The 15,392-nt window shown below is 57.0% G+C and carries 14 protein-coding genes and 1 pseudogene; 14 read left to right on the top strand and 1 reads right to left on the bottom strand.

Going from position 1 to position 15,392, the window contains the following annotated elements; genetic code table 11:
• Positions 1-169 precede the first annotated feature (169 nt).
• From AC3WW4_RS09460 to ybiB, 4 genes and pseudogenes are all read left to right on the top strand, one after another.
• A pseudogene (locus AC3WW4_RS09460) lies at positions 170-1,378 on the top strand (NAD(P)/FAD-dependent oxidoreductase); the annotation flags it as partial.
• Positions 1,361-1,843: a hypothetical protein gene (locus AC3WW4_RS09455; RefSeq protein ID WP_488829718.1), complete on the top strand. Its 483-nt coding sequence runs from the start codon at positions 1,361-1,363 to the stop codon at positions 1,841-1,843. The pseudogene AC3WW4_RS09460 and the gene AC3WW4_RS09455, both read left to right, overlap by 18 nt.
• 35 nt (positions 1,844-1,878) lie before the next feature.
• Positions 1,879-4,731: a nitrate reductase gene (locus AC3WW4_RS09450; protein WP_488828161.1), complete on the top strand. Its 2,853-nt coding sequence runs from the start codon at positions 1,879-1,881 to the stop codon at positions 4,729-4,731.
• A gap of 56 nt (positions 4,732-4,787) precedes the next feature.
• Entirely contained in the window at positions 4,788-5,759 is a 972-nt protein-coding gene (gene ybiB, locus AC3WW4_RS09445; protein ID WP_488828160.1) for a DNA-binding protein YbiB, read from the top strand.
• A gap of 16 nt (positions 5,760-5,775) precedes the next feature.
• On the opposite strand, the gene AC3WW4_RS09440 is transcribed toward ybiB, so the two are convergent.
• Positions 5,776-6,744, bottom strand: coding sequence for an integron integrase (locus AC3WW4_RS09440; protein WP_488828159.1), 969 nt, complete (start codon positions 6,742-6,744; stop codon positions 5,776-5,778).
• A 250-nt stretch (positions 6,745-6,994) separates the two neighbouring features.
• On the opposite strand from AC3WW4_RS09440, the gene AC3WW4_RS09435 reads away from it, so the two are divergent.
• From AC3WW4_RS09435 to AC3WW4_RS09390, 10 genes are all read left to right on the top strand, one after another.
• Positions 6,995-7,618, top strand: a complete 624-nt coding sequence (locus AC3WW4_RS09435) for a DUF6928 family protein (RefSeq protein ID WP_488828158.1) — start codon at positions 6,995-6,997, stop codon at positions 7,616-7,618.
• Between the two features lie 166 nt (positions 7,619-7,784).
• On the top strand, positions 7,785-8,141 hold the full coding sequence (locus AC3WW4_RS09430; RefSeq protein ID WP_488828157.1) for a ribonuclease E inhibitor RraB: 357 nt from the start codon (positions 7,785-7,787) through the stop codon (positions 8,139-8,141).
• 112 nt (positions 8,142-8,253) lie between these two features.
• Entirely contained in the window at positions 8,254-8,709 is a 456-nt protein-coding gene (locus AC3WW4_RS09425; protein ID WP_488828156.1) for a hypothetical protein, read from the top strand.
• Positions 8,710-8,863: 154 nt separating this feature from the next.
• The gene (locus AC3WW4_RS09420) at positions 8,864-9,187 is read left to right on the top strand and encodes a hypothetical protein (protein ID WP_488828155.1); all 324 of its coding nucleotides are present in this window, start codon (positions 8,864-8,866) and stop codon (positions 9,185-9,187) included.
• Positions 9,188-9,327: 140 nt separating this feature from the next.
• Positions 9,328-9,924 (top strand): hypothetical protein, encoded by a 597-nt coding sequence (locus AC3WW4_RS09415; RefSeq protein WP_488828154.1) that lies wholly within the window; start codon positions 9,328-9,330, stop codon positions 9,922-9,924.
• A gap of 853 nt (positions 9,925-10,777) precedes the next feature.
• Positions 10,778-11,137, top strand: a complete 360-nt coding sequence (locus AC3WW4_RS09410; RefSeq protein ID WP_488828153.1) for a hypothetical protein — start codon at positions 10,778-10,780, stop codon at positions 11,135-11,137.
• 29 nt (positions 11,138-11,166) lie between these two features.
• Positions 11,167-11,691 carry a hypothetical protein gene (locus AC3WW4_RS09405; protein WP_488828152.1) on the top strand — a complete coding sequence of 175 codons (525 nt, stop codon included), beginning with the start codon at positions 11,167-11,169 and terminating at the stop codon, positions 11,689-11,691.
• 121 nt (positions 11,692-11,812) lie between these two features.
• Positions 11,813-12,352 carry a hypothetical protein gene (locus AC3WW4_RS09400; RefSeq protein WP_488828151.1) on the top strand — a complete coding sequence of 180 codons (540 nt, stop codon included), beginning with the start codon at positions 11,813-11,815 and terminating at the stop codon, positions 12,350-12,352.
• Between the two features lie 1,258 nt (positions 12,353-13,610).
• Positions 13,611-14,660, top strand: coding sequence for an STAS-like domain-containing protein (locus AC3WW4_RS09395; RefSeq protein ID WP_488828150.1), 1,050 nt, complete (start codon positions 13,611-13,613; stop codon positions 14,658-14,660).
• 185 nt (positions 14,661-14,845) lie between these two features.
• Positions 14,846-15,274 (top strand): hypothetical protein, encoded by a 429-nt coding sequence (locus AC3WW4_RS09390; protein ID WP_488828149.1) that lies wholly within the window; start codon positions 14,846-14,848, stop codon positions 15,272-15,274.
• Positions 15,275-15,392 lie beyond the last annotated feature (118 nt).

The following is a 15,392-nucleotide window of genomic DNA, read 5'->3' as shown; positions in this document are numbered from 1 at the left end:
ATGTCCTTCCAACGGCAGGCGGCACAGCACCTGGCCGGTGCGCTGTGCACACCAGACGCATGCGTGCAAGTTTTGCGCCCATGGACGGTGCATGCACCACGGGCGTTGGCCTGAATCGTGCTTGACATGGGCAAACAAAAGATTTCCTCCCCGCTGACGGAGTGTTCGCATGAAGAAGATGAAGCTGGTGATGGTCGGCAACGGCATGGCCGGCGTCCGCACGCTTGAAGAGCTGCTGAAGCTTGCACCGGATTTGTATGAAATCACGGTGTTCGGTGCCGAGCCACATCCGAACTACAACCGCATTTTGCTGTCGCCTGTGCTGGCGGGCGAGCAAACGCTGGACGAGATTGTGCTGAACCCGCTGTCTTGGTACAGCGATCATGGCATCACCCTGCATGCGGGCAAAAAGGTGGTCCATGTGGACCGGCAGCGCCGCATCGTGACCACCGACGATGGCACCGAAGCCGAATACGACCGCCTGTTGTTGGCCACGGGCTCGAACCCCTTTGTGCCCCCCCTGCCCGGCAAGGATCTGGAAGGGGTGATTGCCTACCGCGACATTGCCGACACGAACTACATGATCGAGACTGCGCGCACGCACAAGCATGCAGTGGTGATCGGTGGCGGGCTGTTGGGCCTGGAGGCGGCCAATGGCTTGATGATGCGAGGCATGTCCGTCACGGTGGTGCACATCTCTGGCGTGCTGATGGAGCGTCAGCTCGACCACGTGGCCGGGCATCTGTTGCAGCGTGCCCTGGAGGAACGTGGTCTGAAGTTCCGCATGGGCGCCCACACACAAGAGCTGATCGGCGATGCCCACGGGCGGGTTCAGTCCGTGAAGTTCAAGGATGGCAGCGAGGTGCCTGCCGACTTGGTGGTGATGGCCGCTGGCGTGCGTCCGAACACCGAGTTGGCCGAGGCCATCGGCATTCACTGCAACCGAGGCATCGTGGTGACCGACACCATGCAGTCGGTCACCGATCCGCGCGTGTACGCCGTGGGCGAGTGCGCGTCGCATCGCGGCGTGGCTTATGGCCTGGTGGCCCCGTTGTTTGAACAGGGCAAGGTGTGCGCCAATCATCTGGCGCTGTTTGGCATTGGCCGGTACACCGGCTCGCAGACCTCGACAAAGTTGAAGGTGACCGGCGTGGACCTGTTCTCGGCCGGTGATTTTGTGGGGGGAGAAGGCACCGAAGAGATCGTCTTGTCGGACCCGTTTGGATCGGTCTACAAGAAGTTGGTCATCAAGGGCGACAAGCTCGTGGGCGCCTGCATGTACGGTGACACGGCCGACGGCAGCTATTACTTCCAGTTGATCCGAGAAGGGACGTCCATCCGCGATCACCGGGACCTGCTGATGTTTGGCGCAGCGTCATCCGATGCGTCTGTGCCAGCGTCTGCCGAAGAGGCCAAGGTCAGCCCCCCTTCGCCCTCACCTGCCGAAGCAAGCAGCCCCAACGAAATGCTGTACTTGGCCGAATTGATGCGCCAGTGCGCCGACGCTTGCGCCAAGGAGGTGAAGGTGACCCGCTCCAGCAAGGGGTGGGCACTGCATGTGGCAGGCACCGAGGGTGCCCAGCGCGGAGACGCCACCTTGCTGGCCGAGGTGCGGACACCTGACGAGGTGCTGGCGTATGCCGGCGCCTTCTTGCAACTGTATCGCGAGGAAGGCCAGTATCAAGAGCACGCCGCCCGCTACGTCGGGCGCGTGGGATTGGCCCATGTGCACAACAAGATCGTTCGGGACCAGGCAGGCCGCCATGCTTTGTGGGGGCGACTGCAAACCACGTTGACCGGTCAAGTGGCGCCGGCCACCGAATGCGTGGCCGAGTGCGGCTAAACCCGCCCGACAACGACAAAGAGAAACAGAGCGCCATGAGCCAAGCCAGCCCCGGAACCCACCGCACCACACGCGCCACCTGCTGTTACTGCGGCACGGGGTGCGGTGTCCTGATCGAGTCCACCCCTGATGGCCGCATCGTCAATGTCCAGGGTGACCCGCAGCACCCGGCCAACTTTGGCCGCCTGTGCACGAAAGGCAGCACCCTGCACCTCACTGCGGCCCAGTCCGTTCAGCAGCAGGTGCGCCTGCTCACGCCCATGCGACGCGAGCAACGAGGCGGTGACGCGGCCCCCATTGCCTGGGAAACCGCACTGGAGGAGGCCGCCGACAAGTTCGCCGCCATCATCCGCGAACACGGGCCTCAATCCGTTGCGTTCTACGGCTCGGGTCAGTTGCTGACCGAGGACTACTACGTACTCAACAAGCTGGTGAAGGGGCTGATCGGCACGAACAACCTCGACACCAACTCTCGCTTGTGCATGAGCAGCGCCGTGACCGGGTACAAAGCGACCTTGGGCAGCGACGCCCCCCCGGCCTGCTACGACGACTTTCAGTCTGCGCAAACCCTCTTCATTGCTGGCGCCAACACCGCTTACGCACACCCCATTCTGTTTCGCCGCATCGAGGACGCGCGCCAGGCCAATCCGCACATGAAGCTGGTGGTGGTGGACCCCCGTCGCACGGAAACGGCCGAGATGGCTGACCTCCATCTCGCGATCCAGCCGGGCACCGACGTGGCCCTGTTTCATGGGATGCTGCACGTGCTGATGCACGAGGGCCTGCTGGATCTGGACTACGTGGCCCGCCATACCGAGGGTTTTGAGGCGCTGCAAGACGTGGTGCGCGAATACACGCCTGCCGTCGCGGCCCGTACCTGCGGGATCTCGGAGGCCGACCTGATTCAGGCGGCCCGCTGGTTTGGTGGCCACACCCCGACCTTGTCGCTGTATTGCCAAGGCTTGAACCAAAGCAGCCATGGCACAGACAAGAACGCGGCCCTGATCAACCTGCACCTGGCCACCGGCCAGATCGGCAAACCCGGCGCCGGCCCCTTCTCCTTGACAGGGCAGCCGAACGCCATGGGCGGGCGTGAAGTGGGTGGGATGGCCAACCTGCTGAGCGCTCACCGTGATCTGCGCAAAGCGCAAGACCGTGCCGAAGTGGCTGCCCTGTGGGGGCTCCCCGACGTACCCGCACAACCCGGCCTCACCGCGGTGGAGATGTTCGAGGCTGCGGCGCGTGGCGAGATCAAGGCCCTCTGGATTGCCTGTACGAACCCGGCACAGTCGCTGCCCGACCAAGCCACTGTTCGCCAGGCGCTGAGCCGATGCGAGCTGGTGGTGGTGCAAGAAGCCTTTGCCTCCACCGCGACCTGTGCCTACGCCGACCTGCTGCTGCCGGCCACCACCTGGGGGGAGAAAGACGGCACCGTGACCAACAGCGAGCGCCGCATCAGCCGCGTGCGGCCGGCCATTGCCGCGCCGGGTGAGGCAAGACAAGACTGGGCCATCTTCGCGGACTTCGCGCAGCGCCTGGAGCGCCGCCTGCCCGAGCGCACAAGCACATACCTCAATGGCCTCACCACCCTGTTCCCTTACACCAGCGCCGAGGCCATCTGGAACGAGCACCGCGACAGCACCCGCGGGCGCGACCTCGACATCACCGGCCTGAGCTACGACATCCTTGAGAACACCGGCCCGCAACAATGGCCGATGCCCGAGGGCGCCGCTCATGGCACCGCTCGCCTCTACACCGACGGGCGCTTCCCCACGGCCAGTGGCCGGGCACAGTTTGTGGCCATGCGGCCCGCACCGGTGGCAGAGCCCGTTGACGCCCACTATCCCTTCAGCCTGAACACCGGCCGCCTGCGCGATCAGTGGCACGGCATGAGCCGCACCGGCACACTGGGGCGCCTGTTTGGCCACGTGAGTGAGCCCGTCATGGACCTGCATCCACAAGACATGCAGCGCCTGGGGCTGCAAGATGGTGACCTGGTGCGGGTGAGCTCGCGCCGCGGACAGGTACACATCCCCGTCAAGGCGGGCGACGCGGTGCGCCCCACCCATGGGTTCATTGCCATGCACTGGGGCCAGGAGTTTCTGAGCGGCCAAGACAGCCAGGGACAAGCCATCGCTGGCGTGAATGCCTTGACCAACCCGGCTTTCTGCCCCACCTCACGTCAGCCCGAGCTGAAGCACGCCGCCGTTCACATCGCCCCCGTGCACCTGCCGTGGCGCTTGTTGGCCGTGGCGTGGCTGCCTGAGGTCGAAGCATTGGCCGTGCGCGAGGCCATCAAACCGTTGATGGGGCAGTTCGCCTTCAGCAGTTGTGTGCCGTTTGGCCGCGAGCCCCATGCCGAAGGCAAAGTCGGCGTGCTCCTTCGGGCGGCTCATGGCGAGCCCGTCAGCGACGACCTGGTCAAACAAATCACCGAGTGGATGGGCGTGACCGGTGTGGACCTGATGCGCTACCAGGACAAGGCCCGAGGCCAACGCCGCCTGATGCGGATGGAGCGTTGCGCAGATGGTCTGCGACTGGCGGCCTTCGTCATGACTGGCGACATTCGCGCAGAAGCCTGGATCCGCCCCCTGCTGCAAGACGAATTGCTGGCAGACACCTACGGCCGTGCCTTGCTGGCCCCCGGAGAGGTGCCACCGGTCGCCATCGAATCCAAGGGCGCACAGGTGTGCACCTGCTTCAACGTGACCGAGCCGCAGATTGTGACGATGCTGCGGACCTGTTCGGGAGACACAGGCGCACGGCTGGCGCAACTCCAAGGCAGCCTGAAGTGCGGGACCAACTGTGGCTCGTGCATACCGACCTTGCGCAAGCTGGTCAAGGACACGCCGGTAGACAGCGGCCACACGGCCGTGGTGGTGGCGTGAGTGGCGACACGGCACCCGATGCCCTGGATAATGGTGGGATAACGCACCCTCACATCATGAGCATCGCCCCCTACATCAAGGTCATTGGCCGCGGCAAAGACGGCGCACGCCCGCTAAGCACCGAGCAGTCACTCGATTTGTTTTCTCAGGTGCTGGACCGCCAGGTAAGCGACCTGGAAATTGGTGCGTTTTGCCTGGCCATGCGCATCAAAGGCGAAACAGCCGAGGAGCTGCAGGGCTTCGTGCAGGCCACACAGGTACGGTGCCTGCCGCTGGAAGAGGCCAGCCAGGTCGCGCTCAAGGGGCCCTTGGGGATTGTGCCCCTGCCCTCTTACAACGGCGCCCGCAAATTGCCCAACCTGACCGCCCTGCTCGCCCAGGCCTTGGCACAGCGCGGCGTGAAGGTGTTGGTGCATGGACTGGCCAGGGACCCTGCCCGCGTGACCACGGCTGAGGTGTTTGAACAGGCGGGCTTGCCGGTGGTCAGCAGTGACCACGAGTTGGCGCGCGCCTGGAGTGATGGCCAGCCGGCCTTCATGGACTTGGCGCATCTGTGCAGCTCCTTGGCAACATTGCTGGCCGTACGCTGGACGATTGGCCTGCGCAACTCCGGCCACACCATCGCCAAACTCTTGAATCCCTTTGAGGCGCACGCTGCGCAAGGGGTCAGGAGCATCCAGGTGGTCAACCACACGCACCCGGAATATGCACTTTCATTGAAAGACTACCTTCAGTTGACCCGGGCTCATGCCTTGTTGATGCGAGGCACCGAGGGCGAGCCTGTGGCCGATGCCCGCCGCCAACCCCGGTTTGACGTGTTCTTGCACGGGCAAGTGCAAGCTCAACTGAGCCGCGCCCCGGAAGAAGGCGCATTGACCCAACTGCCGGATTTTCCCAGCAGCCACGCCGCCAGCGACACGGCTGCCTATATGCAAGCGGTGATGACTGGCGCCAAACCATTACCTCCATCCATTGCAGCGCAGGTTGATCGCCTGGTCGATAGCCTGACCGCGTTGGCCGCGAGTTGATCAACCCTGCAGATGGTCAGAGTTGGTCAAAGGGGCTGAGCACACCACGTCCGCCTTTGTTCAATACGTGCGTGTAGATTTGGGTGGTCGCTACATTGGCATGTCCCAACAGTTCTTGCACAGTCCGAATGTCGTACCCGGCTTGTAGCATGTGGGTCGCAAAGCTGTGACGTAACACATGCGGTGAACAGGGTTTGGTGATGCCGGCACGCTTGGCCGCCCCTGAAACCGCACGTTGCACCGATTGCTCCGCGAGATGGTGTCGCCTGATCACCCCTGATCTCGGGTCAACCGAGCGCATCTGACTGGGGAAGACATACTGCCATCCCCATGATCGGCCCGCTTGGGCATATTTGGCCTGAAGTGCCTGCGGCAAATGGACCTCGCCGTAGCCTGCATCAAGATCGGTCTGATGCAATTGCTGGATTTTACGCAATCGTTGACGCATCGGTTCGATCAGGTTTTCAGGCAAGACCGTCACGCGGTCTTTATTGCCTTTGCCTTCGCGGATGATGATTTCACGCCGTTCGAAGTCAATATCCTTGACGCGCAGCCTCAAACCTTCCATCAGGCGCATGCCTGTGCCGTAAAGCAGCGACGCCAACAGGCCCGTGGTGCCATTGAGCTCCTGAAGCAAACTGCGAACTTCACGCGCGGTTAGCACCACGGGCAATCGCTGGGGAACCTTTGCGATGACGACGTCATCCAGCCAGGGTAACTCGATACCCAACACATGGCGGTACAAAAACAAGACGGCGGCCTTGGCCTGGTTCTGTGTGGAGGCGGACACATGCCGCGTAACCGCAAGGTGGCTCAGAAATTTGGCCACTTCCTCTGACCCCATGTCTTTTGGGTGGCGCTTGTCGTGAAACAGAATAAAACGGCGAGCCCAGTCCACGTAGGCATCTTCGGTGCGAATGGCGTAATGCATCACTCGCAACTGTGCACGGAGCGTGTCAAGCAGTTTGGGACGCTGAGGGGGCATTTGTTCTGGCAACGCCGGTGCCACCGGGATGAGGCTGGGGTATGCTGACCGCAACGGGCGAGATGGCTCTGACATGAGTTTTTAGGCGGCCTAATGAGTGACTTGGGATCAGCGAAACATCCGCATAACGGCATGTTGCCTCTGGGGCCGCCACCTGTCGCCCCTCCTAAGGACGATTGGTTACCCACACGTCCTCGGTGTAGAGTGGTGAGATCTAATGTCAGTTAGGCCAATTCTTTGGAGCGTATAGATGGGTTGGAAGACAAACCTGATCATCGTGAACGTTGGCGAACCAGATGAAGGAAAACTTCTTACTGCGCTTGGCTATGGCGGTGCAATTCCTCAAGCCGAATGCACTTGCGAAGCGATGTTTCCACCAAAATCGCTTGTGATCGGACGGTACGCTGGATGTACTTTGATTGGTGAGCCAAAGCTTCCAACCAAGATTCTCGACAATCCGGATGGAGAAGAGGCTAGACGGCTGCTAAATCAGTTTTCCGACAACACGGTGCTGATTTGCACACTGCACAGCGTCGTAAATCTAGCGGGCTTTTGCTTGTATGAAAAAGGTGTTCTCAAACGCAGCTTCGCTGTTTCTAGCGACGATGGCGTATTTGCCAATACTGGTTCATCACTGCCTGAAGAGGATCGTTTCCTCTCTCGCTTCGTCAAGAGTACTGACACTGGTGACCATGATCTGTACCAGGCCACTGATGGAGAGTCTTTCACTGTTGATCAACTCGGTGAAGATATCGTGTTTGAAGTCATCGCCAGAATGTTGGGTGATCGCCCCGATATGGGGGATGCCCTCTTTACCGCGCAAGCCCGTACGTACAAGAGGCGATCATTTTTGTCATCTCTGTTCGGTCATTAGAGAATCTATGACCTTAAGAATAGTCTGCACCTGTCACCAGCCTAACTGGGGGTTCAACGCGGACGCCAACATAGGCCATGGCTTCGCCATTTTTATGGCCTATGTCGGTACCCTCCGCACTTCGTGCTCCGGCGCCGGTTAACCAAGGCGTTAGGTCGCTCTACTCATGCCCACACCGATCGAAATCATTGAAAGCCTACGCGCAGTGAATGATGCTGATTCATCCGTTTTACTGAAAATGGCTGAGTTGGGGGCTGATCTGAGAAAACCGCACCTTCCCGACTTTGCCTTTGAAACCTTAAACGAATCCAGCGCTGAGGCAATCGCAGACGCACTTGTGGAATTGGGTTTCGATGTAGAAATCTATCCGCCAGACGATTCAAATCAAAACTTTCAGGTCGTCGGGAAGAAAGAAATGGCCCTTAGCCACCAATCAGTTGCAGGGCTTTCAAGCACCTTTGAGAAGCTCGCGCTCAAGCACAAGGCAGTTTACGATGGTTGGGGCGCTGAAATTGTCGAGTAAGTCAAGGCCGCAGCAACCTAACTGTAAGTTCAACATGGACGCTGATGCGGCCCATCGCTTCGGATACGCCTTATGGGCGCCAGTTAACTAGTTCGTTAGGCCACAACACACTATGAAAGCGCTTGCGTGGATATCAGTAGTTGGTTGCATAATTTATGGTGCGCTTGCGTTTGCCATCTATGAAAAATCGCACGCTGAGGCGCTTAAAAAGTCCCGCAACCTTCAGAAGGTTGAGGCAACCGTGTTAAGAACTCAGAGGTGCCAAGGGAAAAGTTTATGCTACTTCACTATTGTTCAATACCGGGTTAACAAGGACTTTGTGGACGCAAAGGTCTTAGGCGAAGTCGGAAAGCAAGGATCAACCATCTCTCTTTTTGTCACCCCAGGCTCCAATAAGGGATTTACATCTCCTGCCGAATACATCGAGCAAGCAACCGCATTTATGGGGTTTTTATTGCTTCCCTTCGCAATATTTCTCTTTCCGCTACTTCTCGCCGTCGCAGCAAAATATGAAAAATCTGTGCGCCAAACATTTCAGGACAAGCAGCCAGCGCGGGTTGACACGTGAAATGCAACACCCAAGGATTCAGGTCGAAATACTATGATCGCCTTCCACTCCGCGCCACAGCCTAACTGTAAGTTCAACGTGGACGCTGATGCGGCCCATCGCTTCGGATACGCCTTATGGGCGCCAGTTAACTAGTTCGTTAGGCACATCCACAATGCGCATCACCCGGCTCCTTGGTTGGTATTGCACTTTTACCGCTATTGCTGCGGTTGGAATGCTTGTGTATTCATTCCCTAACTACCCAAAAACACTGCTTGGTTGGGCACTGTTTTTGGGCCTAGCTCTACCCATCACTCTCATCGGAGAACTCATCGGCAACGGTTTATGGCGCAATCATCTCCTGAGGCGAATAGATGAAGGAACAGGCAAGGGTTCTTCATCATTTTTGCGTATAGTCTACGGAGTGTTAGCCCTGCTTCTGGTTTTCGCAACGGCGTGGGGCTTGGCGCTCTTTTTCGGCATAGGGATTTCAAAATGAACTCTTTCTCATTGCCATCGGAAGTTGTGTACCGCGCCCTCGCGTCCCAGCCTAACTGTAAGTTCAACGTGGACGCTGATACGGCCCATCGCTTCGGATACGCCTTATGGGCGCCAGTTAACTAGTTCGTTAGGCCACTCATGACCGATCACAACGAACATTGGGAGCGCTTCCTCGACCCAGAGGTTGTCCGTCCCTCGCTCTTCATGGCGACAATGTTCATCACGGTCTTTGAAATTCTCAAGAATTCCATAGTTGACCGCATACGAGACTTCTACTCAGTTGGCTGGTTTGAGGGCGGCAACACCGTTTCTCCAGAGTACGCGAGCAATGTCCTCTCCCGCAACAAGAGTGCGGTTTACGCATCCTTAAATTGGCTCTTAGAACAGGCGGCAATCACCGAAGCCGATCTAGCCATCTTCGAGCAACTAAAGAGCACCCGAAATGTGCTTGCACACCGGCTCTTTGACGTCGTCACAGGCCAAGCTGCTTCCACACACCAGGAGCAATTCACCGCTCTTGTAGAGCTACTGCGGAAAATCGAGGTATGGTGGATTGTCAATGTCGAGCTTGCCACCAACCCCGACTTCGATGACCAAGAGATCGATGAAGCAGGAATCATCCCTGGTTCAATCTTGTCCCTTCAAATGTTGTTGCAAGTGGCAAGTGGCAGCACTGAGCTTTTGGAGGCATGGCGAAATCAACGCGCGAAGGGGTCATCGCCACATGCAAAGTAGCAACCCAAAACCGTGGCCTAACTGGGCGGTCAAGCGGACGCCAACAAGGCCCATGGCTTCGCCATTTTCATGGGCCTTGTTGGTGCCCTCCACTCGCTGCGCTCCTTCCGGCGCCGCTTACCTTGGGCGTTAGGCTCTTCTCGCTGTGGCGACTCTCTTGATCATTCTCGTCTTCGGCACATACGCCATACTAGGCATCTGGGCATTCACCTCAGCGGTGATCGTCCTCAGATCATGCATATATAAAGGCTCTTATCAGGCGTGGCATCTTACCCGACGTTTTGCAATTGCCGCAGTACCAGCACTGATAACCACTATTGGCTTCGTTGCCATATTTGCTTCGCTTGATCCGCTTTGGCCAGCACAGGATGCCAGTGAAAGTCAAATGGAGTCTTATGAGCGTGCACGTGACTTTGCTGATCGAATGTATTTTGTCCTCGGGCTTCTTCATATCAGCACAACCGCTTGGTCCACAAAGCTTTTTTGGCGCGTATTGAAGCATGAGAGAACTCCGAACTAAACCAGTCAACAATATGCGCTTGCAGCACCGTGGCTACGCTCCCCAGCCTAACTGTAGGTTCAACGTGGACGCCAACAGCGGCCATGCCTTCGGCATTTTATTGGCCGCTGTTGGTGCCCTGCGCCCCTGCGGGGCTCCGGCGCCAGTTAACTAGTTCGTTAGGTCCTGTTAAAACCCGCGCTCGGGTAACTCGCTGCAAAAGCTCTGGCAAATGTCAACATCGGGGCAAGCTCATACATCCGGCACGCGAGAATCATTTGTCGCGCCGAGGTCGCTTTCTTTGCATGGCAAGGTTTGCGCGCCATGCGTCGCCACTCCTGCGCGGGAACACTGATGTTCGCCATCGCCGCTTCCGTGGTCACTCAATCAGCGGCGCACATCTTGAGGTTTGGCGTTTCACTGGCAGCCAGCTCGTCCACCGGGCGCCGCCTCAAGTCTCAATCGAACTTCACCGGTTTGGGTGCTTCCACCAAGCTGGTGCGCCTGTCACACTCTCTGGAATTCTGGCAACAGCATCAAGCATCCTCCGTGGCCCGCCCTCACCTCAACCTCAGCCGTCGTGTGTTTCCAGGGCGTGCCAATGGTCAAAAACCTAACTGTAAGTTCAACGTGGACGCCAACAGCGGCCATGCCTTCGGCATTTTATTGGCCGCTGTTGGTGCCCTGCGCCCTTCGGGCTCCGGCGCCAGTTAACTCGTTCGTTAGGCCCACCGAAAAAGCGTATGCATAGAGCTATCTCATTTCTCTTCATCGCCGTAGCGCTAACGCTTGCCGCTTTGCTCATCAGCGGACAACGCGTGCTGGTCTTCGAGCACATCGCTAAGCCCGGGGAACCATACGTCGTGCCGGAACACGGAGACCTCGGAGATAACAAGCAAGCGAGTCTGCATTGCCGTTACTTTACGGGGCGCTCATTCGTCGACACGGTTTACTGGTACGCACCGAACAACATGTGGGGCAAGGACTCCTGCCCATTAACGGCATCACAAGCGCCTGACTCAACGACGAAGGGCTTTGTTTCCATCCTCGGAATCTTTGTTCAAGTCATAGGAGCCGCACTTCTGCTGCATCAGTCCTACAGGACAAAGCGTCAGTTGGCCAACTTCAAGGCCGAGCTCACTTACGACAAGTTCAATGAAACATTGGCGCAACTCGCGTCCGAGGTTGGTGGTCAGTTCTACCAGCAAAGGCAAGGCTTCATCTTCCTGGTCATTGGCTCAGCTCTTCAGGCTTACGCATCACTATGAGAGCCGCGCAATCAAAACCTGGCCTAACTGGGCGTTGCAGGGGACGCTCATACGTCGCATCGCTTCGGCTACGCCTTATGGGCGCCCCTGAACTTGGGCGTTAGGCCATCGGATTGAAGCAATGAGCGAAATCGGTCCCGTTGAAGTCGCAAACTGTATAGCTGCTGTCGTCAGCGCCATAGGTGGCGGCTTTGCTGCCGTCGCTGCATTTAGATCTGCTCGATCAGCTCAAGAAGCTGCGCATAGTGCAGATGTGGCGGCGCAGCGTGCATCACGCCGGGAACTGTCTGGCGCGGCAAGTTCGGTCGTCGCTGAATGTATCGCTGTCAAGTCAATCGCCTCGGAGCTCATTTCAGAGTTCAGAACAGCAGAAGTATTTTCTGGTTCAGCAGAGAACTCCAACCTGCAAACGTTGATCAAGTCCTTCAGCGACTTAGCTAGCAAGACAGAGCAATTGTCAAAGGATGCAGAACTTTTCACCAATGGCGCACAGTCTTTGAAGCTGGCGCCTGCCGAAGAGGTTGATCGAGTGATCATCCGAATGAGTGAGCATCTAACTACTGCAAGAGTCATTCGAGAAGAGATGCTCCGCAAGCATGCCAATATGGCTGCAATGAACAACGCAGAGCGCGCCAGGCGCCTTTCAAATAAGGGTGGTTAGCTTGAGGAATAGCAGCAATCCGCACAATTTTGCTGCGGTTCCTAGCCTAACTGGGCGGTCAAGCGGACGCCAACATGGGCCATGGCTTCGCCATTTTCATGGCCCATGTCGGTACCCTACGCACCTTCGGTGCTCCGGCGCCGCTTACCTTGGGCGTTAGGCTTATACAAGAAAGCACTTATGAAACGACGGCTTGTAGTTCTCCGGCTAATGAGCGTTGCCTTAACCGTCACTTTTTCGTTCGCCTTAACAGCGGCACTTACCATCGCTCCTGCTGCGATTGGACTTGGTTGGCCATACTCTTCCCGTATTGGCAGTATGTTGGCAGTTTTCTCGTGGACCTTCGGCCTAGTCGCATGGGTAGCACTTTTGATTATGGGTATCGCATGGTCCCTTGAACGGCGGGTTCATCGTTCCATACCTATCATTGGAACAGCAATTGGCATCGTGAGTGTCTTGCCATGGGTGCCCACCGTGCTACCGATAGTGACTCTTGCACCTGCTCTGTTTATGGCAGTGCGGCTCGTTTACTATCATCTGCAACTGTCCCAGTAAATTGATGCAATAAAGGGAGTCAGCAGCATGCCAAGCTCAGCCGGTCAGCGGCAAATTCGGTCAGGTTTTCGTCCTGCTCTCACCTTCCACTTCGCGCCACCGCCTAACTGTAAGTTCAACGTGGACGCCAACAGCGGCCATGCCTTCGGCATTTTATTGGCCGCTGTTGGTGCCCTGCGCCCTTCGGGCTCCGGCGCCAGTTAACTAGTTCGTTAGGCCCTCGCGTAATACGCCGCATGCTCAGGCCACACGAGCCGCCTCTTCGGCGGCAGCGAGACACTGGCTCATGCCCTCAAGTTGGTGTACTGGCATCTCTGCCCCGCAGACTGAAGGTGCGTTAAATTGAGGCATTTGTCAGCGCATGGCTGACGCCATACGCAAAGGAAGGCGTGATGGCACGGTTCATCTCGGAGGGTGCCGCTGCAGGTCATCGCGCACACCAGGCTTGCGCCTCGTGTGCGGGCTCGCTGGCCGCGCAACGGCACAGCTAGTTGCACCGGCCTAACTGGGCGCAGGGGACGCCTCCACCAGCGCACGCTTCCGCCACGCCAAGCGCGCGCCCCTGAACTTGGGCGTTAGCCACCGCAAGGCTCTAGCGGCTGACACGGAGGCCCAAAAACAGCCTGAATTGGGCTACCTACTGCATCTCACGTTTACAACATGGAGTCGAATGGTTTACAATGACAATCTATCAAGTTAACAAATGACATGGCAGATCATGGCTAAACCATCTCGCTTCGATGATCTTCTCCGAACCATTACGAGAGATGTCGTCGAACATCCTCGAGACCTAACCCGGCACTATGCGGAGCGCTTCAAGATCTCCCGTGTTGCGGCAAACAAGTACATCCAACGCCTAGAAACAGAGGGTTGGATCGCGCGTAGCGGTCCATCAACTCATCCCGTCTTTAGTCCAGGCTACAAACGCCGAGTTGCTCGCCTGTACCAACTAACTGGACTTGAAGAGCATATAGCTTGGGAGAATGACTTCAAACCATACTTGAACATGCTGTCGAATGTTCAAAGCATCGCAAGCCATGGTTTTACTGAAATGGTCAATAACGCAATTGATCACTCATCAGGGAACTCAGTATTTGTGTACGCTACTCAAGATGAAAAATCGTTGAACATCATCATTTCGGATGATGGGGTTGGAATTTTCGCAAAAATCACATCAACCTTTAATCTGCCCGACATGCGTCAAGCGCTTTTCGAACTTTCCAAAGGAAAATTAACCACAGACCCCAGCAAACACACCGGAGAAGGTGTTTTCTTTACATCCAGAATGTTTGATTCATTTGAAATTTCAGCTAATGGACTTCAATTCAATCATGTTGCAAATTCATCGCATGACTGGCTTCAAGAAGCGGATAGCATTTTCTCCGAAGGCACAACTGTCTACATGCGAATCGCTTTAAATAGCAGCAGAACGACCACCGAAGTTTATGCACAGTTCACAGAAGCGCCAGAAGATTACGATTTCTCAAAGACGATCGTGCCTATGAGGTTGGCGCGCTTCGGTGATGAGCAACTAGTATCTCGATCTCAAGCAAAGCGCCTAATTACAAGATTTGACCGCTTTAGAACTGTAATCTTGGATTTCAGCGAAATTCAAGAGATAGGTCAAGCATTTGCTGACGAGCTATTTAGAGTTTACGGAAACAGCCACCCTCATGTTTCGCTACTCCCGAAAAATATGACAGAGCAAGTCGAAAGAATGTGGCTCCGAGCCGTATCTCCGCGCATGACGTAGGAATGCGCGGAGCCTAACTGTAAGTTCAACGTGGACGCCAACAGCGGCCATGCCTTCGGCATTTTATTGGCCGCTGTTGGTGCCCTGCGCCCCTGCGGGGCTCCGGCGCCAGTTAACTAGTTCGTTAGGCTTCAAAATGGCGTGCCCTTCCCATTCGTTTGGCCGCAATACGCAAGGAGGCTCAATTGAACCTGTTCATAGCGATTTTGGCTTTTTTCATTCCCGCAGCTGCCTTCGCGGCCGGCTATGGTGGAGCCGATGGCAATAACCGGCTTGGCGAGCGCATCTCGATTGCCAGTGATTCATATTATGAACTTTATATCATCAGAGGTCCTGGCGATGGGGTTTGGTCTAAGCCTTATGACATGAATACAGAGTGCCCCGGCTTTGCCAAAGCCATGGGAAAGGGGATCGGGGCCACTTTTTCATGCCCCGCCAAGCGCAACTTCCCTCTTGCTGGCACGACCTATCGGATCAAGGCTTCAAAAACGTATATGCCTTGCAACATGGAACCGTTCAACGACAAGTCTCCGGGCACCATCTATCAATGCATACGAGGCTGCAGCAACAAATCTGCCCCTTCAGTTTTCACGGAAGGGCCGTGGGAGTGCTAATCAGGTCCCCTTCCGAGCGTGAATCCGCGCGGCTATTGACACGCAACGACACAGGGAGTTTGCTTGCAATCGCCAAACATCTTGTACAGTTTTGAGGCATTCTTGTTCTCAGCACCCT

This window comes from Aquabacterium sp. TM01 (assembly GCF_057808345.1).
The sequence above is the reverse complement of the archived record's forward strand: the minus strand, read 5'-3'. Positions and strand labels throughout refer to the sequence as shown.